Origin of the sequence: Haematobacter massiliensis (genome assembly GCF_000740795.1) — a bacterium.
In the GTDB taxonomy this organism is placed as follows: Bacteria; Pseudomonadota; Alphaproteobacteria; order Rhodobacterales; family Rhodobacteraceae; genus Haematobacter; species Haematobacter massiliensis.
The window spans coordinates 101,712-121,274 of the sequence record NZ_JGYG01000011.1; the positions used below are offsets into that span (position 1 = coordinate 101,712).

The 19,563-nt window shown below is 66.1% G+C and carries 19 protein-coding genes; 7 read left to right on the plus strand and 12 right to left on the minus strand.

What is annotated here, in order from left to right; translation table 11 throughout:
- Window positions 1–96: 96 nt before the first annotated feature.
- The 5 genes from CN97_RS15360 (at window position 97) to CN97_RS15380 (ending at window position 4,580) form a co-directional block, all read left to right on the plus strand.
- Window positions 97–726 carry a holin-associated N-acetylmuramidase gene (locus tag CN97_RS15360; protein ID WP_035713141.1) on the plus strand — a complete coding sequence of 210 codons (630 nt, stop codon included), beginning with the start codon at window positions 97–99 and terminating at the stop codon, window positions 724–726.
- Window positions 717–1,085, plus strand: a complete 369-nt coding sequence (locus CN97_RS21525; RefSeq protein ID WP_084684196.1) for a holin family protein — start codon at window positions 717–719, stop codon at window positions 1,083–1,085. The genes CN97_RS15360 and CN97_RS21525 overlap by 10 nt, the downstream gene beginning before the upstream one ends.
- Before the next feature lie 219 nt (window positions 1,086–1,304).
- The gene (locus CN97_RS15370; RefSeq protein ID WP_035713239.1) at window positions 1,305–3,278 is read left to right on the plus strand and encodes a heme lyase CcmF/NrfE family subunit; all 1,974 of its coding nucleotides are present in this window, start codon (window positions 1,305–1,307) and stop codon (window positions 3,276–3,278) included.
- Window positions 3,275–3,730, plus strand: a complete 456-nt coding sequence (locus tag CN97_RS15375; protein WP_035713144.1) for a cytochrome c-type biogenesis protein — start codon at window positions 3,275–3,277, stop codon at window positions 3,728–3,730. Before CN97_RS15370 ends, CN97_RS15375 begins: the two co-directional genes overlap by 4 nt.
- Window positions 3,731–3,803: 73 nt before the next feature.
- Window positions 3,804–4,580 (plus strand): enoyl-CoA hydratase-related protein, encoded by a 777-nt coding sequence (locus CN97_RS15380; protein ID WP_035713147.1) that lies wholly within the window; start codon window positions 3,804–3,806, stop codon window positions 4,578–4,580.
- 152 nt (window positions 4,581–4,732) lie between these two features.
- On the opposite strand, the gene CN97_RS15385 is transcribed toward CN97_RS15380, so the two are convergent.
- The 5 genes from CN97_RS15385 to gltX form a co-directional block, all read right to left on the minus strand.
- Window positions 4,733–5,611, minus strand: coding sequence for a TonB C-terminal domain-containing protein (locus CN97_RS15385; RefSeq protein ID WP_035713149.1), 879 nt, complete (start codon window positions 5,609–5,611; stop codon window positions 4,733–4,735).
- Complete coding sequence (gene exbD / locus CN97_RS15390; protein ID WP_035713151.1) at window positions 5,608–6,054, minus strand: TonB system transport protein ExbD; 447 nt, start codon at window positions 6,052–6,054, stop codon at window positions 5,608–5,610. Before exbD ends, CN97_RS15385 begins: the two co-directional genes overlap by 4 nt.
- A 3-nt stretch (window positions 6,055–6,057) precedes the next feature.
- Complete coding sequence (exbB, locus tag CN97_RS15395) at window positions 6,058–7,167, minus strand: tonB-system energizer ExbB (RefSeq protein ID WP_051911299.1); 1,110 nt, start codon at window positions 7,165–7,167, stop codon at window positions 6,058–6,060.
- Window positions 7,168–7,305: 138 nt separating this feature from the next.
- Complete coding sequence (gltA, locus tag CN97_RS15400) at window positions 7,306–8,601, minus strand: citrate synthase (RefSeq protein WP_035713243.1); 1,296 nt, start codon at window positions 8,599–8,601, stop codon at window positions 7,306–7,308.
- A gap of 67 nt (window positions 8,602–8,668) precedes the next feature.
- On the minus strand, window positions 8,669–10,075 hold the full coding sequence (gltX, locus tag CN97_RS15405) for a glutamate--tRNA ligase (protein WP_035713154.1): 1,407 nt from the start codon (window positions 10,073–10,075) through the stop codon (window positions 8,669–8,671).
- Window positions 10,076–10,174: 99 nt separating this feature from the next.
- On the opposite strand from gltX, the gene CN97_RS21270 reads away from it, so the two are divergent.
- A complete protein-coding gene (locus tag CN97_RS21270) occupies window positions 10,175–10,996 on the plus strand; it encodes a ComEC/Rec2 family competence protein (RefSeq protein ID WP_248700102.1) in 822 nt (273 codons plus the stop codon).
- Window positions 10,929–12,308, plus strand: coding sequence for a ComEC/Rec2 family competence protein (locus CN97_RS21275; RefSeq protein WP_248700103.1), 1,380 nt, complete (start codon window positions 10,929–10,931; stop codon window positions 12,306–12,308). The genes CN97_RS21270 and CN97_RS21275 overlap by 68 nt, the downstream gene beginning before the upstream one ends.
- 19 nt (window positions 12,309–12,327) lie before the next feature.
- Here the strand turns inward: CN97_RS21275 and CN97_RS15415 are convergent, their stop codons facing one another.
- The 7 genes from CN97_RS15415 to CN97_RS15445 form a co-directional block, all read right to left on the minus strand.
- On the minus strand, window positions 12,328–13,431 hold the full coding sequence (locus CN97_RS15415; protein ID WP_035713155.1) for a flagellar basal body P-ring protein FlgI: 1,104 nt from the start codon (window positions 13,429–13,431) through the stop codon (window positions 12,328–12,330).
- Window positions 13,428–14,420: a flagellin gene (locus CN97_RS15420; protein ID WP_035713158.1), complete on the minus strand. Its 993-nt coding sequence runs from the start codon at window positions 14,418–14,420 to the stop codon at window positions 13,428–13,430. The genes CN97_RS15415 and CN97_RS15420 overlap by 4 nt, the downstream gene beginning before the upstream one ends.
- Window positions 14,420–15,820, minus strand: a complete 1,401-nt coding sequence (flgK, locus tag CN97_RS15425) for a flagellar hook-associated protein FlgK (protein ID WP_035713160.1) — start codon at window positions 15,818–15,820, stop codon at window positions 14,420–14,422. The genes CN97_RS15420 and flgK overlap by 1 nt, the downstream gene beginning before the upstream one ends.
- Window positions 15,821–15,825: 5 nt before the next feature.
- Window positions 15,826–17,127: a flagellar hook protein FlgE gene (locus tag CN97_RS15430; protein WP_035713161.1), complete on the minus strand. Its 1,302-nt coding sequence runs from the start codon at window positions 17,125–17,127 to the stop codon at window positions 15,826–15,828.
- An 80-nt stretch (window positions 17,128–17,207) separates the two neighbouring features.
- Entirely contained in the window at window positions 17,208–18,029 is an 822-nt protein-coding gene (locus CN97_RS15435) for a flagellar motor protein MotB (protein ID WP_035713164.1), read from the minus strand.
- Window positions 18,030–18,091: 62 nt separating this feature from the next.
- Window positions 18,092–18,778 carry a fumarylacetoacetate hydrolase family protein gene (locus CN97_RS15440; RefSeq protein ID WP_035713166.1) on the minus strand — a complete coding sequence of 229 codons (687 nt, stop codon included), beginning with the start codon at window positions 18,776–18,778 and terminating at the stop codon, window positions 18,092–18,094.
- A 64-nt stretch (window positions 18,779–18,842) separates the two neighbouring features.
- Window positions 18,843–19,562: a sulfate/molybdate ABC transporter ATP-binding protein gene (locus tag CN97_RS15445; protein WP_051911300.1), complete on the minus strand. Its 720-nt coding sequence runs from the start codon at window positions 19,560–19,562 to the stop codon at window positions 18,843–18,845.
- Window position 19,563: the final 1 nt, after the last annotated feature.

Genomic DNA, 19,563 nt, shown 5'->3' on the forward strand with positions numbered 1-19,563 from the left:
ACGGCCCCTCCCTGCAACGCACGGTGCCCAAACCTCACCTTAGGTCTCCTTGCCCATGATGCCCCGATTAGAGCAACCGCTCAGAAAGGGACTGTCATGCTGCCGAGCCGCCATCTGTCGATCCGCCGCGTTGCCGAGGAAATCGTCCTGCGCGAGGGCGGTTATGTCAACGATCCCGACGATCCGGGCGGGGTCACCAACCTTGGCATCACGCTGAATACCCTGCGGGGGTTGGGGCTGGACATCGACGGAGACGGCCGGGTGACGGAGAACGACCTTCTGGCGCTGACCCCGCCGCTGGCCACGGATATCTACCTTGAGCACTATTGGCGCAGGCCGCGGCTCGACCTGCTGCCCGGTGCGCTTCAGCCGCCGGTTTTCGACATGCGCGTCCATTCCGGCGATACGGCGGTGCGTCTGCTGCAGGAGATGCTCGTCCGTCTGGGTCAGCCCTGCGCCGTGGACGGTATCGTCGGGCCGCAGACCGCCGCCGCCGCCCGCCGTGCCGCCCGCCAGGCCGGGGAGGATCGGCTGGCCGAAAGCTATGGCATCGCGCGGCGGGACCATTACTACCGCCTCGCCGACAGGCGACCGGCCAGCCGCAAATACTGCCTCCGCCGCGATGGGGGCAAGGGCGGCTGGATCGTCCGGGCCGAGGCGTTCCTGCCCCCGGCACTGCACTATACCCCGGCCCAGCATCGCGCGCGGGTGGCAACATGGGCCTGACACCGCGCGCAGGTTTGCGGGCGGTGGAGGCGCTGGGGGCGGCCGCCGCGCTCTTTGGTCAGATTGCCGCACGGAGGGAGGATGTCTTGCTGCGCAAGCCGGGTCAGCTGTCGCGTTATGATCGGGTCATCGACGGGCTGAACCGCCTGCCACGCCCGCTGCTCGCTCTGGGAACGATCGGGCTGTTCATCCATGCGATGATGGAGCCGGAGGCTTTTGCCCGCCGCATGACGGGCCTCGCCGCCGTCCCCGAGCCGCTCTGGTGGCTGCTGGGAGCGGTCGTGTCCTTCCATTTCGGCGCGCGCGAGGCGCATTATCTCCGCTCCGGCCGCTCTGGTCCGCCAGAGGATAACGGCTGACGGTCCGGCAGAGCGCCTGTCGTTCCGCCGGGCTGGCCACGCCCGAAACCTCCGCCTGTGCGAGCACTGGATATGGTCGATACCCGCGCCGATCCGCGCAGAGGCTTCCCCCAACTCCGAGCATCGGACATGCCGAGCCCTCAAGCCGCGACATCAGCGCTTCGTGACCAGACTTCCGGGGGATTGGCGCGGCTGCGGTCAGGGCATATGATCGCCGCCATGTTTGTAGAGCTTGGCCACTTCGCCCTCATCCTCGCCTTCATGGTGGCCATCCTGCAGATGGTCGTTCCCTTCATCGGTGCCCAGAAAGGCTGGCGCGCGTGGATGGCGATAGGGGAGCCCGCGGCCTCCGCACAGTTCCTCCTGCTCGCCTTCTCCTTCGCCGCGCTGACCTATGCCTTCGTCACATCGGATTTCTCGGTGCGGCTGGTGGTTGCCAATTCGCATACCGATAAGCCGATGCTCTACAAGGTCGCCGGGGTCTGGGGGAACCATGAGGGGTCTATGCTCCTCTGGGTGCTGATCCTCGCGCTGTTCGGGGCCTGTGCGGGCTGGTTCGGGGGCAATCTGCCCCCCCGGCTCCGCGCGCGGGTGTTGTCGGTGCAGGCGTCGATCGGCGTGGCCTTCCTCGCCTTCATCCTCTTCACCTCGAACCCGTTCCTGCGGCTTGCCGTGCCGCCCTTCAACGGGACGGACCTGAACCCGCTCCTGCAGGATCCCGGCCTCGCCTTCCATCCGCCGTTCCTCTACCTCGGCTATGTCGGGCTCTCCATGTCCTTCTCCTTTGCCGTTGCCGCGATGATCGAGGGCAAGGTGGATGCGGCCTGGGCGCGCTGGGTCCGGCCCTGGACACTGGCCGCGTGGCTGTTCCTGACCATCGGCATCGCGCTTGGAAGCTGGTGGGCCTATTACGAGCTGGGCTGGGGCGGTTTCTGGTTCTGGGATCCGGTGGAGAACGCCTCCTTCATGCCCTGGCTGATCGCGGCGGCACTGCTGCATTCCGCCATCGTGGTGGAGAAGCGCGAGGCGCTGAAAAGCTGGACGATCCTGCTCGCGATCCTCGCCTTCGGCTTCTCGCTGGTCGGCACCTTCATCGTGCGGTCGGGCGTCATCACCTCCGTCCATGCCTTCGCGTCGGATCCGACGCGGGGGGTATTCATCCTGGGTATCCTCGCGGTCTTCACGGGCGGTGCGCTCACGCTCTATGCCGCGCGGGCGGGAACGATGCAGGCCAAGGGCATCTTCAGCCTCGTCAGCCGTGAATCCGCGCTGGTAGCGAATAACATCCTGCTCGCCGTCGCGGCTTTCGTGGTGTTCATCGGAACGATCTGGCCCCTGATTGCAGAGCTTGCCTTCGGGCGCGTCCTCTCCGTCGGGCCGCCCTTCTTCGATGCCGCCTTCACCCCTTTCATGATCGTGCTGGCGCTGATCCTGCCGGCCGGCGCCCTTCTGCCGTGGAAGCGGGGGGAGGTGCGTCGTGTCCTTTTGCCGCTGCGGGGCGCATTGGCGCTGTCGGTGGCCATCGGGCTGCTGGTCTATGCGGTACAGACCGGGCATTCCGGGCTGGGGCCGATCGGCGTGGCGCTCGGCGTCTGGCTGATCCTCGGCGCGGGCGTGGACCTGTGGCAGCGCACGGGGCGGGAGGGGATCAGCCGCCGCCTTGGCCGCCTGACCCGTCTGCCGCGGGCCGACTGGGGCCGGGCGGTCGCGCATGGCGGCCTGGGCGTGACCTTCATCGGCATTGCCGCGATGCTCGCCTGGAACGTGGAGGATATCCGCGTCGTCCAGACGGGAGAAAGCTTCGAGGTCGCGCAATATACCATCACGCTCGATGGCGTCCGGCGTGTGCAGGGGCCGAACTATCAGTCCACCACCGCCGATATCACCGTACGGGAGGGCGGGCGCTTCATCGCCACCATGCACCCGGAGAAACGCTTCTACCCCGTTGCCGGCATGCCCACCACGGAGGCGGCGATCCACAACGGCTTCCTGCGCGACATCTACCTCGTCATCGGCGATCCGCAGACGGGGGGCGGTTGGGCGGTCCGGAGCTATATCAAGCCCTTCGCGAACTGGATCTGGGGGGGTGCCATCCTGATGTCGCTGGGCGGCGTCCTCAGTCTCACGGACCGGCGCTACCGTGTCGCGGCGGGCGCGCGGCGGCAATCGTCGGTGCAGGTCGCGGCGGAATGAGGGTTCTCCGCCTGCTCGTCGCGGTTCTGCTGCTTGCCGGGCCGGCCTTTGCCGTCCAGCCTGATGAGATGCTGTCCGATCCGGCGCTGGAGGCGCGGGCGCGACAGATCAGCCAGGGCCTGCGCTGCACCCAGTGCCGCAACGAGAATATCGACGAATCGAATGCAGGAATTGCCCGAGACCTCCGCCTGCTGGTGCGGGAGCGGCTGGTGGCGGGCGATAGCGACGGCGAGGTCGTCGATTACGTCGTTGACCGTTATGGTGAATTCGTGCTGCTCCAGCCGACGGTGACGGGCGTGAACTGGGTGCTCTGGCTTGCCGGGCCTGTCATGCTGCTGGCCGCCGGGGGGATCGCCTTTGCCTATGTCCGCCGGCGCTCATCCAGTCGGGAGCAGCCCGAACCGCTGACGGAGGCAGAGGCGGAGAAGGTGCGCCGCATCCTTGGAGAGTAGCGCCGGGTGACGCAAGGTTGGCCCTTCCGTGGCGCTTCGGCAGGGCTATGCTCCCGGACAAAGGGAGGCAGTCATGACTTACGAAACCATTCTCTGGCAGCAGCACGACGGTGTTGGCGTCATCACGTTGAACGACCCGCGCGCCATGAACGCACTCTCCTCCCGCATGAGGAGCGAGATCCGCAGCGCGGTGGAGGAGGCGCCCTCCCTCGGTGCGCGGGTGCTGGTCCTCACCGGTGAGGGGCGGGCCTTCTGTTCCGGGCAGAACCTGACGGAGAGCGGCGACGGCCCCATGGATCTCGGCCGCGTTCTGCGCGACGAATACGAGCCGATGCTGAAGGCCATCGCAGATTGTCCCGTGCCGGTGATCGCTGCGGTGAACGGCGTCGCCGCCGGGGCAGGGGCCAATCTCGCCCTGGCTGCCGATGTCGTGATTGCTGCGGAAAGCGCGGTGTTCCTTCAGGCGTTCACCCGTATCGGGCTGATCCCGGATGCGGGCGGCACCTATTTCCTGCCCCGTCAGATCGGTTTCGCCCGCGCGATGGGAGCCATGCTGTTTGCCGATCCGGTCCCGGCGCCCAAGGCAGTCGACTGGGGCATGATCTGGGAAGCGGTGCCGGATGAAGAATTCCGCTCCCATTGGGAACGCCGCGCCATGCAGCTGGCCAGTGGCCCGAGCGTCGCTTTCGGCGCGGTGAAGCAGGCGCTGCGCCAGAGCCTCGACAACGACCTCTCCGCGCAGCTCTCGCTGGAGGCGGAGTTGCAGACCGCCTGTGGCAGAACAGCGGATTTTGTGGAGGGCGTCACCGCTTTCCGGGAGAAGCGGCAACCGGTCTTCAGCGGCGTGTAAGGTCGCCCCCGCAGACGCGGGGACGCCAGGGCTGAGGAGTTTATTGACTCGGTTACCCTTACGTCGCCCCCGCAGACGCAAAGACGGCAGCCCCTGTTTTCAACGCAAGGTGGACCGCACGACCATGGGGCGATGCGGTCCGCCAGCGGGGCCTACAGCCCCTCAAGCACCAGCGGCACGCTCACCGTGCCGCTCCCGCCCGGATGCGGAGGCAGATTTGGCAGCCGTTGCGCATGGGCATTCAGCGACTGGTCGAGCCGCGAATCCCCTGTGGAACCCCGGAGAGATACGGCGGCGATCCGCCCGCCTGCGTCATGCTGAATGGTCATCATGACGGTCAGCGGCTTGCGGCTGGTGTTGCGCCAGCGCTTCATGTGCCGTGCGACAACGGCATAGGCACGGTCGCGCCACTTCTGTTCAACCTGCGCATTGCTGGCGCCCTGCGCGGCGCGCGGTGCAGCAGCGGCCTGGGCGCGCGGGGCTTCCACGCGGGGCGGCGCCTGCGTCTGCGGCGCGGGCGGCCGGGTGGTGGTGGCCTGACGGCGTTGCGGCCGCGGCGGCGGGGGTGAGGAGACCTGAGGCAAGGCGACTTCCGCCTGCTCCGCGACGGTTGGCAGCTCCTCCACCGGCTCGGGTGGCGGCGGCTCATCCATGATGGGCTGCGTATCGGGCGGTGTGACGTCCGGCGGCGGTGTCATCTCCGCCTGCTGGATCGGGTCGGTGACCGGGTCGGGCATGTCCTCCGCCTCGATCTCCTCGGGCGCTTGCGGCAGGTCGGGGGCGGCCTGCATCGCCATGGGGGAGTCGTCGGAAACCAGATCCTCCGGCGCGGCGAACATCTCCGGCGCGATGTCGATCACATAGGTCTCGGGCATGCCGGGCGGCGGCGGTGCGGTATGGTTCAGCAGATAGGCCGCGGCAGCCATGTGGACGCCAAGCACCAGAACCGCGCCCCCCGCCCAGAGCGACACTTCGCCCAGCCGACGACCCGTTCCGATGGTATCGGTCCAGTCGACATGGGCGGCGGTCATGGCTGCAACCCCGCGGGCGGGGTCGCGAAGCTCTCCAGCCCGACCAGCGCGATCTTGAGATACCCCGCCTCGCGCAGCTTGTTCATCACTTCCATCAGGTCGCCATAGGCCACCGTCTTGTCGGCGCGCAGAAACACCCGCTGCTCATGATCGCCACCGGTGAAGGTGTCGAGCGCCGCCTTCAGCCCGTCCTCCGTCACCGGATCGTTGCCGATCGACAGGCCGAGGTCCGACCCCACGGTGACGTAGAGCGGCTTGTCGGGCCGTTGCGCGGGCTGTGCCGTGGAGGCGGGCAGGTCCACCTTCACATCCACCGTGGCGAGCGGTGCCGCCACCATGAAGATGATGAGCAGCACGAGCATCACGTCGATGAACGGCGTGACATTGATCTCATGCGCTTCGGGAAGGTCGTCGCCCTGATTTTCGCGGATGCCGCCTGCCATGGTTCACTCCGCCGCCTGACGGTGACGCAGACCGCCACGCCGCACGTTGCGGAAGTCGAGATCGCGGCTCACCAGCCGTTCGATCCCCGCTCCGGCATCGCCGAGCAACGCGCGGTAGCCGGTGATCGACCGGGCAAACATGTTGTAGATCACCACAGCGGGAATGGCCGCGACGAGGCCGATGGCGGTCGCCAGCAGCGCCTCGGCGATCCCCGGGGCGACGACGGCGAGGTTGGTGGTTTGCGATTCGGAAATACCGATGAACGAGTTCATGATCCCCCAGACCGTGCCGAGCAGGCCGACAAAGGGCGCGATGGAGCCGACGGTGGCCAGAATGCCCGTGCCGCGTGACAACCGGCGCCCCGCCTGAAGCTCGATCCGGCCGAGCAGGGAGGAGACGCGCTCCTTCACGCCGTCGCCGCCCGCCTCGTCGATCGCGGCTTCGGAGCGCTGGTATTCCTCCTCGGCGGCACGGAGCATGAAGGCGGCGGGGTCCCTGCGATCGCCCGCGGAGGCGCGCGCCTCCGCCAGGGTCTGTGCGCTATGGATGGCCCGCAGGGCGCGGCTCGCATTCCGCTTGGCGCCGGCGATCTCGAACGCCTTGACCACAAGGATCGTCCAGCAGGCCAGCGAGGCAATGGCAAGGCCAAGCATGACGCCCTTCACCACCATATCGGCGGCCATGAACATCCCCCAGGGGGAAAGGTCATGGGGCAGGGTATCGGCGGGGATCGCCAGCATGTCCGGGGCTGCTGCTTCCGCAGCGATGTCCGCGTCCGCTTGCGCCGTGGCGGGCGCGGTTGCGGTGTCCGGCGATGTTCCGTCAGGCTGCGCAGCGGAGCGGGCGGGAGAGGCTGCATCAGCAGGAGCTGCTGCCTCCGGTGCCACTCCGGTGGGGGTGGGGGCAGCAGAAGGCACGCTTTCGGCCGCCGGCGCGCCGCTGCCCTCTCCGTTGGGAAGCACGGGGGCAGAAGGCGCGGTGATTTCCGGCGCCTGCGGCTGGACCTGCGGCTGCGGCACGTCCTGCGCCATCGCACCGCTGGAAAGAAGGGCGAAGGCGAGAGCAGCGCCTGCTGCCCGGCTCAACTTGGTCTTCGACGGGGCTTTCAGCATGATGCAGATTCTTTTTGTCAACTTTTCCGCCTCTCCATACGCCCGTGTTTTGAAAGTTGCACCCCTAAAACTGTCAGAAATACCCGGAAATGAAAGAGGCCGCCCGGAAGGGCGGCCTCGACAAGCGGTTTGATGCGATCAGCGCGTGCTGATATCGCTGTAATCGCGGGCCGTTGCGCCCACATAAAGCTGGCGCGGACGACCGATCTTCAGCTGCGGATCGGAGATCATTTCCTTCCACTGGGAGATCCACCCAACCGTCCGGGACAGCGCGAAGATCGGCGTGAACATCGCGGTCGGGAAGCCCATCGCCTCAAGGATGATGCCCGAGTAGAAGTCCACGTTCGGGTAGAGCTTCTTCTCGATGAAGTACGGATCCTCGAGCGCGATGCGCTCCAGCTCCTTGGCGACCTGCAGCGTCGGGTTGTTCTCGACGCCGAGCAGGCCGAGCACCTCGTCAGCGCTTTCCTTCATCACCTTGGCGCGCGGGTCGAAGTTCTTGTAGACCCGGTGGCCGAAGCCCATCAGGCGGAAAGGATCGTTCTTGTCCTTCGCCTTGGCGATATATTCCGGGATCTTGTCCACGGTGCCGATCTGGCGGAGCATTTCCAGCGCTGCCTGGTTCGCCCCGCCATGGGCCGGGCCCCACAGACAGGCGATACCCGCCGCGATGCAGGCAAACGGGTTCGCGCCCGAGGAGCCTGCGAGACGCACCGTAGAGGTGGAGGCGTTCTGCTCGTGATCGGCGTGGAGCATCATGATCCGGTCGAGCGCTTTCGCGAGGATCGGGTTGACCTTGTACTCCTCCGCCGGGACGGCGAAGCACATGTAGAGGAAGTTCGACGCGTAATCGAGGTCGTTCCTCGGATAAACGAAGGGCTGGCCGATGGAGTATTTATGAGCCATCGCCGCGATGGTTGGCAGTTTCGCGATCAGCCGGATGGCGGCCACTTCGCGCTGCCACGGATCGTTGATGTCGGTGGAGTCGTGATAGAAGGCGGACATGGCGCCGACGACGCCGACCATGGTCGCCATCGGATGCGCATCGCGGCGGAAGCCGCGGAAGAAGTTGGTCATCTGCTCATGCACCATGGTGTGGCGCGTGACCAGCGTCTCGAAATCGGCGAGCTGCTTGGCCGTCGGCAGTTCGCCGTAAAGCAGCAGGTAGCAGACTTCGAGGTGATGCGACTCGGCGGCCAGTTGCTCGATCGGGTAGCCGCGATACAGGAGCTCGCCCTTGTCGCCGTCGATATAGGTGATCGTGGATTCGCAGGCGGCCGTCGAGGTGAAGCCCGGATCGAAGGTGAACACGTCACCCTGCGCATAAAGCTTGCGGATATCCAGCACGTCCGGGCCGAGTGTTGGCGACATGATCGGCAATTCGATGGTCTTGCCTTCGAATGTCAGCGTCGCCTTCTTGCTCGTCTCTGCCATGTCAGCCATCTTCGTCCCTTTCATGCTCCGGCGGGGATGCCGGTTGTCTTGGAAGCCCGGTGGCGGCTCAGGAAGCCGCATCCTCCAGGCGGGAAATCGTCTCGTCGCGACCGATGACAAGCATCATGTCGAAAACGCTCGGCGAAAGCATGCGCCCCGCCAGAGCCGCACGCAAGGCCGGGGCAACCTTGCCCAGGCCCAGTCCGCGCGCTCCGGCGACCTCCGCCACCGCCGCTTCGAGTGTATGCCGCTCCCAGGGTGTGGTCCGCAAGAGCGCAGCCGTATCCCGCAGTATACCGCGCGCATCTTCCGTCAAGGCGGCTTGTGCTGCGTCATCCCGCGAAATCGGATGCTCGACCAGGACAAACCGTGCTTTCTCAATGAGATCGACAAAGGTCTTTGCACGGTCCTTGAGTGAATACATGGCCTGCAGCAGGCCGGCGCGTTGTTTCTCGGTCAGCGCCGGTTCACCGGCCGCAGCAAGGTATGCCTCTATTTCAGGCACAAGTTCTTCGTCCGGCGTGGCGGCGATATGTTGCCCGCAGATGTTCTCGAGCTTCTTGAAATCGAGTCGCGCAGGCGCCCGGCCGATGCCGGGCAGGTCGAACCATTCCAATGCCTGCTCCGTGGTGAAGAATTCGTCATTGCCATGACTCCACCCGAGCCGCGCAAGATAGTTGCGCATGCCCGCGGCGGGATAGCCCATGGCCTGATATTCCTCCACCCCCAGCGCGCCGTGACGCTTGGAGAGCTTCTTGCCATCCGGCCCGTGGATGAGCGGGATATGCGCCCAGACAGGCACCTCCCAATCCATCGCACGGTAGATCTGCGTCTGCCGCGCGGCATTGTTCAGGTGGTCGTCGCCCCGGATGACATGGGTCACGCCCATGTCGTGATCGTCCACCACCACCGCCAGCATATAGGTCGGTGTGCCGTCCGAGCGGAGAAGGACCATGTCGTCGAGCTGATCGTTGCGGAAGGTCACCTCGCCCTGCACGGCATCCTCGACGACGGTCGTCCCTTCGCGGGGCGCCTTCAGGCGGATGACATAGGGGCCATCGGGCCAGGTCGCCGGGTCGGCATCGCGCCAGGGTGACAGAAAGAGCGTGGAGCGTCCCTCCGCCCGCGCGGCTTCCCGGAAGGCCTCGATCTCCTCCTGCGTGGAGTAGCAGCGATAGGCGCAGTCGCGCGCCATCATCTCATGCGCGACCTCCGCGTGACGGCCCCGCTGTTCGAACTGGCTCACGGCATCGCCGTCCCCTTCGAGGCCGAGCCAGGTCAGGCCGCGAAGGATCGCCGCCGTCGCCTCCGGCGTGGAGCGTTCGCGGTCCGTATCCTCTATACGGAGCAGGAACCGGCCTCCGCGTCCGCGGGCATAGAGCCAGTTGAACAGGGCCGTCCGCGCACCGCCGATATGCAGATAACCGGTGGGCGAGGGGGCAAAACGGGTGACAACCGGGCGGGCAGCGGACATGCGCGGGGCCTTTCGGAATTAACCATTCAGAAACCATGTCTGCGCTATGGCTTCGGCGTCTCTGTAGGCAATCGGCCGGGGGAGGGCAAGCCGCGCGCGATGGCGATCTTGGACGAAGGACAGCGCTCGCCCGACGCCGCGCGGAACGGAGGCGGGGCTTCGCGGCGTATTTCGTGGCTTCTGGCCCTTCCGCTCGAGGGGCTTGCGCAGGCGCGGGGGCAGTTGTTTCCCTTCGTGCCGGTGCTGCTCGGCCTTGGCATCGCGTGGTATCTGGCGCTTCTGCGGGAGCCATCCCACGTCTTCGTCTGGTTGGCTGTGATTCTCTGCGCGGTCTCCGCTGGCTTCTGGCTCTGGGGGCCGCCTCGCTGGCGACCCGTGGCGGCGGTGCCCTGTCTCGTGCTGGCTGGGTTCCTGCTGATCCTGCTCCGCACCCATATGGTCGCCGCCCCCGTGCTCTCCTTCCGTTACTACGGCCCTGTGGAGGGGCGTCTCGTGGAGATCGACCGGTCTGGAAGCGACCGGCTCCGCCTGACGCTGGATCAGGTGACGCTGGCCCGCATGGCGCCCGAGCGGACGCCGCATCGGGTGCGCGTGTCGCTGATGGAGGAGCCGGAGCGTGCCCTCGCGCCGGGAACGCGCATCATGCTCACGGGTCATCTCTCATCCCCCGGTCGGCCGACGGAACCCGGCGGCTTCGATTTCCGCCGCACCGCCTGGTTCGAGCGGCTGGGCGCCGTGGGCTACAGCCGGACCCCGGTGATGACGGTGGCGCCGTCGGAGGATGATCTCGGCCTGTTGATAGACCGCATCCGCATGACGCTTTCTGCCGGTATCCTCGCGCATATTCCGGGCGATGCGGGGGGGGTTCGCGGCGGCCGTCACCACGGGCGACCGCTCCGGTATCTCTGCCGCCGCCAATGACGCGATGCGGGATTCCAACCTCTCTCACCAGCTTTCGATTTCCGGCATGCATATGAGCATGCTGGCCGCCTTCATCTTTGCCGTGGTGCGGCGCGGGCTGGCCTTGATGCCGGGCGCCGCGCTGCGTCTGCCGACCAAGAAGATCGCGGCCGCGATCGCGCTTGCCGCCTCCGCCTTCTATCTCGCGCTCGCCGGGCGGGATGTGGCGACGGAGCGTGCCTTTGTCATGGTGGCCGTGATGCTCATAGCGGTGTTGTGCGACCGGCGGGCGCTCTCGCTCCGGTCCATCGCGCTGGCCGGGGTGATCGTGCTCGCGCTGCGACCTGAGAGCCTGACCAATGCCGGGTTCCAGATGTCCTTTGCCGCTAGCGCGGCGCTCGTCATCGCCTTTGGCTGGATCTCCGGCAGGATGCGTCCCTGGCCACGATGGTGTGACGGCACGATCATGCTGCTCTTTTCCTCCTCTGTCGCCGGGGCCGCGACGATGCCGTTTACCGCGGCGATCTTCAATCGGGTGGTGAATTACGGCCTCCTCGCCAATCTGCTGGCTAGCCCGCTGATGGGGGTGCTCGTCATGCCGTTTGCAGTGGTTGCGCTATTGCTTGCGCCGTTGGGGCTCGAGACTGCTCCCCTGTGGCTGGTCGGGCTGGGGTCGCAGGGCGTTCTTCGCGTGGCGGAGATGGTCGCCGGGCTTGACGGCGTGGTGTCCGCGGTCCGCATCCCGCCGCCCGGAGCGCTGCCGCTGGTCGTGGTGTCTCTGCTCTGGCTGACCCTCTGGCCCGGACCCTCGCGATGGGCGGGCGTAGCGCCCCTGCTGATGGGGGGCTGGCTTTTCTGGCAAGGGGCAGCCCGGCCGCTTGTGCTGATTTCGGAGAGCGGCGCCGTCTCCGGCCTTCTCACGCCCGAAGGTCGGGCGCTGTCGCGCGGGCGGGGCGATGCCTTCGCGGTTACTGGCTGGCTGCAGCGGGATGGCGATCTTGCGACAGGCGAAGTCGCCGCGCGGCGGGACGGGATGAGTCGTGACGCGGGCATCGTCCGGTATCGCGCCGGGGATCGGGAGATCGTGCACATCACCGGGCGCGGCGCCGCCGATCTGGTCGAAGACAGCTGCCGCGATTGGGCCATCGTCGTAACCTCCAGTCGTTTGTCGCAGGGGACATCGCCCTTGAAGGGCGCTCCCTGTGATATCGTTGACAAAACTTCGCTAGAGCATTCGGGCGCGCTGGCACTCCATGTGCAGGGCGGCGTCCTGCGCATCCTGAGCGTTGCCGAAGCAAGCGGGGAGCGCATCTGGGTCCGCCCGACGCGCTGAGCTGCCTACGCTCAGGGTTTTACTTGACCAGCAATTCGGCATGAAGCGCTCCTGCTGCATTGATGCTCTTGAGAATGTCGATCATGTCCCGCGGGCCGACCCCCAGGGCATTGAGACCCGCGACCACATCCGACAGCGACGTGGATGCGGAAACCTCCGCCAACCCGATCCCCGGTTGCTCCTCTATCGCGACGGAGGAGCGCGGCACGATTACCGTCTCTCCCCGTGCGAAGGGGTTGGGTTGCACGGCGAGCGGGGCTTCCTCCACCCGCAGCGTGAGGTTGCCTTGCGCCACAGCCACGCGGGAGATGCGCACGTCCTCGCCCATCACAATGGTGCCGGAGCGCTGATCCACGACGACGCGCGCACGCTGCTCCGGCTCCACCATCAGGGCTTCGATACGCGTCAGCGCATGTGCGGCAGAGGCCATGCGCGTCGCGCCGATATCCAGCGCCACAGTGCCGGAATCCAGCATTCGGGCAACCGCGCGACCGAAGTCGCCGTTGATTGCCGCCTCGATCCGCGCGGCAGTTGTGAAATCAGGGGAGCGCAGGCCAAGCCGGAGTGCTTCCAGATCACTCAACTCAAAGCCGATCTCCCGCTCCACGCGACCGCCGCCCGGAATGCCGCCGGCCGTCGGAACGCCCTCGGTCACGCTGGCGGCCTGACCTGTCGCGACGTTTCCGCCCGCAATGATGGTTCCCTGCGCGACCGCGTAAATCTGGCCATCCGCGCCGTTCAGCGGCGTCATCACCAGCGTTCCGCCCAGCAGGCTCTTTGCATCTCCGATGGTCGAGACAGTGACATCGATCCGCCCCCCCGCGCGGGCAAAGGGCGGAAGCTCAGCGGTGACCAGCACCGCAGCGACGTTCTTGGGGCGAAACTGTTCGCCCGTCACATTCACCCCAAGCCGTTCGAGGATATTGGTCATGATATCCTCGGTGAAGGGCGAGTTTCTAAGCCCGTCACCCGTGCCGTTGAGGCCGACGACTAGCCCGTAGCCGACAAGATCATTGCCGCGCACGCCGTCGAACTCCACGAGATCCTTGATGCGGATCGGGCCTGCCGCAGCGGCCATGGCGAAGATCAGACCTGCCAGCAGGAATGTGAAGAAGCGGCTCATCGCAGATAATTCGTCAGAGTGAGCGAGGAAAGGCGGCCCGTAAGCTCATAAAGCAACTCAAGCTGCTTCTGCGTGGCGTCGAGGTCGATCGCGGCCTCATACGGATCGACGCCGGCGATCTCCTGCAAACGCGCCTTCGTGGCTGTCTCCTCGGCCGAGTTCCGAGTTCGCACCGCCTCGATGCGTGCTTCTGTCGTGCCGAGGTCAGCCGCCGCGGCCACAATGCCATCCGTCGCTTCCGACATGCGAAGGGCGGCAAGACCGATCATCGCACCGTTCTGAGCGTCGGGAAGGGAGGCGGAGAGCGCGCCGAGGGCGAGTGCTTCCAATGTCTGCCGAAAGGCGGGGGCGTCTGCGCGCAGAGACAGGCTGACCGTTTCTCCTGCGCCGATCGGCACCGGGCTTCGGGGCTCACTGTCGCCGAGGTAGTAATTAGCGGGCGTGTCGAACCAGTCGGAGACCGCCGCCGCGATATCCGATACCGTCTGGGCTCCCGATGTCGAGATCGCGCCTGCAAGATCAGCGAGGATTTCCGTCGCGTCCTTGATCGCCGGGCCTGCCGCCACTGCGCCGCCGAACATGGGTTGGCCGGAGGATCGCAGGTTGATGGTCGATACGGCATTTCCGAAGCGCGCGTGAAGCTCGTTCGCGACTGCACGCCGCGATGCGGGATCCTCCGTGCTCGAGGCGAGGATTGCCGCCTGCCTGCCGGATGTCAGAGATTCCGTCAGAGAAGTGAGCGCCTCCTGCATCGTGGCAGCAGACAACGCGGCCTCTGTCGCGGTTGTCCGCCAGGCGGCAAGGCTCGCAAGTCTGGTGTTCAGGCGGGCGTCAAGCCGGTGATCTCCCGCGAGGCGCGCAGATCGGTCGGTCGGAGCTCCGGTTGTGGCCTCCTGCATGGACCGTGACAGCGCTTTCTGCGTCGCTCCCGTGGCCTGTCGCAAGGCAAGGCTGCGGGCCAAATCCCCGATCCCCATCCCACCCATCATCAGCGTATCCCCAGCAGCGTTTTCATCATCTCGTCAGCGGCCTGGAGAACCCGGGCATTGGCCGCGAATGCCTGCTCCATCAAGAGAAGCTTCTGCACTTCTTCGTCCGAGTTGACCCCGCGAGCGGCTTCGGCACTGCGGAGCTGATCGCTTCGCGCCGTCCTGAAGCTTGCCTCCATCTCCACCGAGAGGCGACGGGTGGCCACACTGGAAAGAAGCGTTGCCGCACTATCCGTCAGGGGCTTGTCCTTCTCCAGCGCGGTGGAGAGAGCGATGAGCCCGCCTGCATCCCCTGGCCGTTCAGTGGTGGTGCCGGCTCCGTTTCGAATACGCCACAGCGCGCCTCCCTGATCAGGATCATAGTCGGCGGAGATGGCGAGGCGACCCGCGAGCCCAGCGCCCCCAGTCGCGGAGGCGTCCTGAAAAAAACCCACGCCATCCGCGGCGAGGGTCTTTGCCGCGCTATCAAATCGGGCGATCAGATCGCCTGCGAATGCATCCACCTCCTTCTGGAACGCCGGGGCGAGCTGATCGCGGACGGTGAGCTGCGCTGCCATTCGGCCTTCACTGATCCGGCCTCCAGCCCCGAGCGACAGCGGTTTGCCATCCAGCGTGACGCCTGAAAGAAGGCCGTTTTCAATTGTCGTGCCAGCCGTCATGTCGCCTGCAGGGGAGAACGCCAGTTGCGCGACCCTTGTGCCTTCGAGCAGCGTCGTCCCGTCACTCAGATGGAGCGATATGCGGCCATCATCCTGAAGCGTCTGGCGCACCGGGAGGGCATCGGCGATGCTATCGACGAGCCTTTGCCGCTCGTCGAGAAGGGTGTTGATCTCACTGCCGCGGGCAGCCCCGGCAACGACGGCACGGTTCAGTTCGTCGATCCTCGACAGGTTGGCATTCACCATCCCGACATCCGCGGCGAGCTTTTGATCGGCAACGGCACGTGCCTCCTGAGCGGCCCGTCCGATGCCGTTGATCTTTTCGGCGAGGGCCTTTGCCGCTGTCAGGACATCAGCGAGCCGGCTTTCGGAGGACGGCAGGCTCGACGCCGTGTCCAGCGTGGCGGCAAGCCGTGCGACCCGCGCGGAAAGCGAATCGCCGGAATCGCTGGTGCCCAGGCTGTCTTCCAACGCTTTCAGAAAGGCGGCTTCCACCCCTGTTCCCGCTGCTTCCGACTGAGCCTTCAGCCGCTGAAGCGTCAGCGCGGGGTCCACGTCCCGCAGGACAGCAGTGACCCGGACGCCGGTTCCGGCAGTCCCGGCGATATTCGACAGGACAACCTCCTGCCGACTGTAACCCGGCGTCAGGCTGTTCGCGAGGTTGGACGATACGACGCCGGTCGTTCGACCGACGGCGGAAAGCCCGCTCGCGGCATTTGAGAGAGCCTGTGAAATGCTCATCGGGCCTACCGTTTGATGTTCGTGGTTTCCTGCAGCATCTCATCGACGGTCTGGATGACCTTGGCGTTGGAAGAATAGGCCCGCTGGGTCTGAATGAGTTGCGTCAACTCGCTTGCCACATCCGTCGCGGACTCTTCCTGTGCAAAGCCTGTCACGCCGCCGACCGGTCCTTTGCCCGCATCCCAGAGAAACATCGGGCCGCTCTGGGAGGACAGCCGGAATGTCTGATTGCTGCCTGCCTGCAGGCCGTTCGGGTTCGGAACGTCGATTACCGGCACCTGATATATCGTGCGCGTACTGCCATTGTCGTAGATCGCGTTCAGCCTGCCATCGGCGGTGAATTCGACCGAGGCGAGATTGCCGACCGGAGAGCCGTCTTTCTCGCTGGGGCGGGTTGAGAATGTGTCCGACAGCTGCGTCAGCCCGCTGTTCGAGCCGAGGGTGCCGATGGAGATGGCAATATCGCCGCTTGCGGTCGTCACGTTGAGCTTGCCCGAGGCCGCATCATAGCTGGGAGTGTTCACGCCGCCTGTCACATTGACAGAGGAGAGCGTGCCGCCTTTGGCCGCGGTATCGTCGAAGTTCAACTCGAAAATCCCGATATCCGCGCCGCTCGCGTCGTCACGAACCGTCATCGTCCACTGGTTCGGTGTCGTCGTGGAAGGCGTATAGGTGACCTTCAGCCCCTCTGTGGTGCCCAGATTGCCAAAATACTCGACCGACATTTCATAAGGCTCGCCGCTCGCGTCGGGGCCGGTTGCGGTGGCGGGCAGATTGGCGCCGAGCGTGATGTTCTTGGTCGGGTTGCCGACATACTGATTGGCCGTGATCTGAATCGGCTGAAGCGCGGCCTCTGAGTCCCGCGGGTAGGTGGGGATCGTCCCGTCGGGATTGGCGGGCCAGCCGAGCAGCACGAGGCCCGAACTCGTCGTGAGGTAGCCGTTCTGATCCGCGCGGAACGAGCCGGTGGTGGCAAGCATCAGCGGTGTGTCTCCGGTCCCGATGGAGGCGGTCGAGGAGACGGGCAGGAAACCGCGCCCGCTCACCGCGATGTCGGTCGCATTGGACGTCCCGACGAGGCCGCCCCGCTGATCGACCACACGGCCGGTCGTCGCACGGACGCCGCCGGCGGCGAAGCTGCCCGCCCCAGCCGTGCCGGATCCGATGACCATGGAGAGGAAATCCGCCTCCGCCCGCTTGTAGCCGTAGGTGCCGGAATTCGCGATGTTGTCCGAGATCGTCGCGAGCCGCACGGCATTCGCGTTGAGCCCGGCCACGCCCGCGTTCAGTGAGGAGGATATGGACATTCTGATGCCTTTCGAGGTTCGGATTCGGATGCCGTTGTCCGAGTTTTGCTTTCAGGGGCTTAAGAAGCCGCTAACGCGCATCACTTTTTGCGCAGAAGGATGATCTCGACCCGGTTATTGCGGGGGGATGCGCGATCCGCAGCGGCGGGGCGACGGTCGGCATAGCCCGTCACGCGTTGCAGACGCGCGGGGGGAAAGCCTGCCTCCTCCATGACGCGGCGCGTGGCGCCTGCACGGGCCGTGGTCAGATCCCAGACAGGGTTGCGGGCGAGCGGCACGGGATAACTGCGCACATGCGCCTCCACCGCGACGGAGTTGAGCGATTGCAGATATACGGAAGCCACCACGTCGATCAGATCGTGGAGGAGCCGGGTCGGGGTGTCGGTCTCGGGCACGAACAGCGTGGCGCCATCGGTATCGAAAAGCTCCACGATCAACCCTTCGTCGCTGACCCGCGTCGCGATGTGGATCAGCTTGCTGCGGAGGGTGAGACTATCGCCGGTGCGGCCCTGAAGCAGCGCCTCCATGCCCTCCCGCGCGCGCTGGATATCCTCGTCCAGCGTCACGCCGCTGACACCGCGCGCCTGTCGCTCCCGCATCGCGCGGCTTTGCGAGGCGCCGGTGCCGTTGTGGACCAGCGTATCCTCGGAAAAGATGCTGTCGCCGCCGAAGGCGCCGTCTCCGCCGCCGGAGACGCGATTGACGGGGATCGTCGGGTTGAAATAGTCGGCGATCCCCTTGCGCTGCTTCTCCGTCGTGGCGTTCAGCAGCCACATGAGCATGAAGAAAGCCATCATCGCGGTCACGAAATCCGCATAGGCGACCTTCCAGGCGCCGCCGTGGTGACCCCCGGCGACGATCTTCTTGCGCTTGATGATGATCGGGCGCTTGTCGTTCTGCATGGCTCGCCTCCCTGACCCCGGGAGACTAGCCGCGCCGGGTTAAGGAGGCGCTAACGCAGCGCTCAGACGACACGGACCTCCAAGACGCCGAGGCCCTCGATGGCGGCGGTCATCACCTGGCCTCGCTGAACGGCGCCGACGCCAGCCGGCGTGCCGGTCATGATGAGGTCGCCCGGAGCCAGTTCGAACAGACCGGACAGATGCGCGATCACATCGGCCACCGACCATATCTGATCGGCCAGATCCCCCGACTGGCGAAGCTCCCCGTCCACCTTCAGCGTGATTGTGCCATTGTCCGGGTGACCTACCTCCGCCACGGGATGAAGGGAGGACACCGGCGCGGAGTGCTCGGCGGCCTTCGCGGCCTCCCAGGGCCGCCCGGCCTTCTTCGCCTCCGCCTGAAGATCACGGCGGGTCATGTCAAGACCGACGGCATAGCCATAGACGTGGTCCAGCGCCTCCGCCACGGGGATGTCGCGCCCCCCCTTCGCCAGCGCGACGACCAGTTCGACCTCATGGTGCAGGTCGGCGGTGCGGGAGGGGTAGGGGAATACACCATCCGTCACGAGGTTGTCGGGGTTCTTCTGGAAGAAGAACGGCGGCTCCTTGCCGGAATGCCCCATTTCGCGCGCGTGCTCGGCGTAGTTGCGGCCGACGCAATAGACGCGGCGGACGGGGAAAACCGCCGTCTCCCCCGAGATTGGCAGGGTCACGAGGGGCGGCGCGGGGATCACATAGGTGTCGGACATGAGGGACTCCGGTCGGTTGCCAGCCGTTGGTAGCCCCATCGCCCCCAGCATGCCAAGAGCGGGGTCAGACGGAGAGGAAGTCCTTGACGAAGGGTGTGGCGGGACGGGCGCGGATATCGCTCGGCCGGCCGATCTGCTCGATCCGGCCCATGGACATGACGACGACGAGATCAGCCAGCTCCATCGCCTCCTCCTGATCGTGGGTGACGAAGACGGAGGTAACGCCGGTCGCATCGTGGATTTCGCGCAGGCCATGGCGAAGTTCCCGGCGGACACGGGCGTCCAGCGCGCCGAAGGGTTCGTCCAGCAGCAGCATGCGCGGTTCGATGGCCAGCGCCCGGGCCAGCGCCACCCGCTGCCGCTGTCCGCCCGAGAGTTGGCTCGGATAGCGTTTGCCGATGTCGGGAAGCTGGATCAGCTCCAGCAGCTTCGTCACGCGCCGGCGGATTTCCTCGTTCGAGGGCCGAGACTTGCGGGGGCGGGCGCGCAGTCCGTAGGCGATGTTCTCGAACACCGTCATGTGGCGGAAAAGCGCATAGGACTGAAAGACGAAGCCGGCGCGACGTTCCTGCACCGAAAGGCCCGTCGCATCCACCCCGTCGAAGAGCACCCGGCCCGAGGTCGGATACTCCAGCCCGCCCAGGATGCGCAGAAGCGTCGTCTTGCCCGAGCCGGACGGTCCCAGAAGCGCCACCAGCGCCCCGGTCGGGATGGAGAGGCTGACGGGATGGAGAGCTGTCGTTCCCTCAAAGGTCTTGGCGATTTCGTCGATCTCGATATGCATG

Excerpts from the sequence above, each read along its gene's own strand:
- CN97_RS15360 (WP_035713141.1), top strand. The coding sequence starts at position 97 with ATGCTGCCGAGCCGCCATCTGTCGATCCGCCGCGTTGCCGAGGAAATC.
- CN97_RS21525 (WP_084684196.1), top strand. The coding sequence starts at position 717 with ATGGGCCTGACACCGCGCGCAGGTTTGCGGGCGGTGGAGGCGCTGGGG.
- CN97_RS15370 (WP_035713239.1), top strand. The coding sequence starts at position 1,305 with ATGTTTGTAGAGCTTGGCCACTTCGCCCTCATCCTCGCCTTCATGGTG.
- CN97_RS15375 (WP_035713144.1), top strand. The coding sequence starts at position 3,275 with ATGAGGGTTCTCCGCCTGCTCGTCGCGGTTCTGCTGCTTGCCGGGCCG.
- CN97_RS15380 (WP_035713147.1), top strand. The coding sequence starts at position 3,804 with ATGACTTACGAAACCATTCTCTGGCAGCAGCACGACGGTGTTGGCGTC.
- CN97_RS15385 (WP_035713149.1), bottom strand. The coding sequence starts at position 5,611 with ATGACCGCCGCCCATGTCGACTGGACCGATACCATCGGAACGGGTCGT.
- exbD (WP_035713151.1), bottom strand. The coding sequence starts at position 6,054 with ATGGCAGGCGGCATCCGCGAAAATCAGGGCGACGACCTTCCCGAAGCG.
- exbB (WP_051911299.1), bottom strand. The coding sequence starts at position 7,167 with ATGCTGAAAGCCCCGTCGAAGACCAAGTTGAGCCGGGCAGCAGGCGCT.
- gltA (WP_035713243.1), bottom strand. The coding sequence starts at position 8,601 with ATGGCAGAGACGAGCAAGAAGGCGACGCTGACATTCGAAGGCAAGACC.
- gltX (WP_035713154.1), bottom strand. The coding sequence starts at position 10,075 with ATGTCCGCTGCCCGCCCGGTTGTCACCCGTTTTGCCCCCTCGCCCACC.
- CN97_RS21270 (WP_248700102.1), top strand. The coding sequence starts at position 10,175 with ATGGCGATCTTGGACGAAGGACAGCGCTCGCCCGACGCCGCGCGGAAC.
- CN97_RS21275 (WP_248700103.1), top strand. The coding sequence starts at position 10,929 with ATGCGGGGGGGGTTCGCGGCGGCCGTCACCACGGGCGACCGCTCCGGT.
- CN97_RS15415 (WP_035713155.1), bottom strand. The coding sequence starts at position 13,431 with ATGAGCCGCTTCTTCACATTCCTGCTGGCAGGTCTGATCTTCGCCATG.
- CN97_RS15420 (WP_035713158.1), bottom strand. The coding sequence starts at position 14,420 with ATGATGGGTGGGATGGGGATCGGGGATTTGGCCCGCAGCCTTGCCTTG.
- flgK (WP_035713160.1), bottom strand. The coding sequence starts at position 15,820 with ATGAGCATTTCACAGGCTCTCTCAAATGCCGCGAGCGGGCTTTCCGCC.
- CN97_RS15430 (WP_035713161.1), bottom strand. The coding sequence starts at position 17,127 with ATGTCCATATCCTCCTCACTGAACGCGGGCGTGGCCGGGCTCAACGCG.
- CN97_RS15435 (WP_035713164.1), bottom strand. The coding sequence starts at position 18,029 with ATGCAGAACGACAAGCGCCCGATCATCATCAAGCGCAAGAAGATCGTC.
- CN97_RS15440 (WP_035713166.1), bottom strand. The coding sequence starts at position 18,778 with ATGTCCGACACCTATGTGATCCCCGCGCCGCCCCTCGTGACCCTGCCA.
- CN97_RS15445 (WP_051911300.1), bottom strand. The coding sequence starts at position 19,562 with ATGCATATCGAGATCGACGAAATCGCCAAGACCTTTGAGGGAACGACA.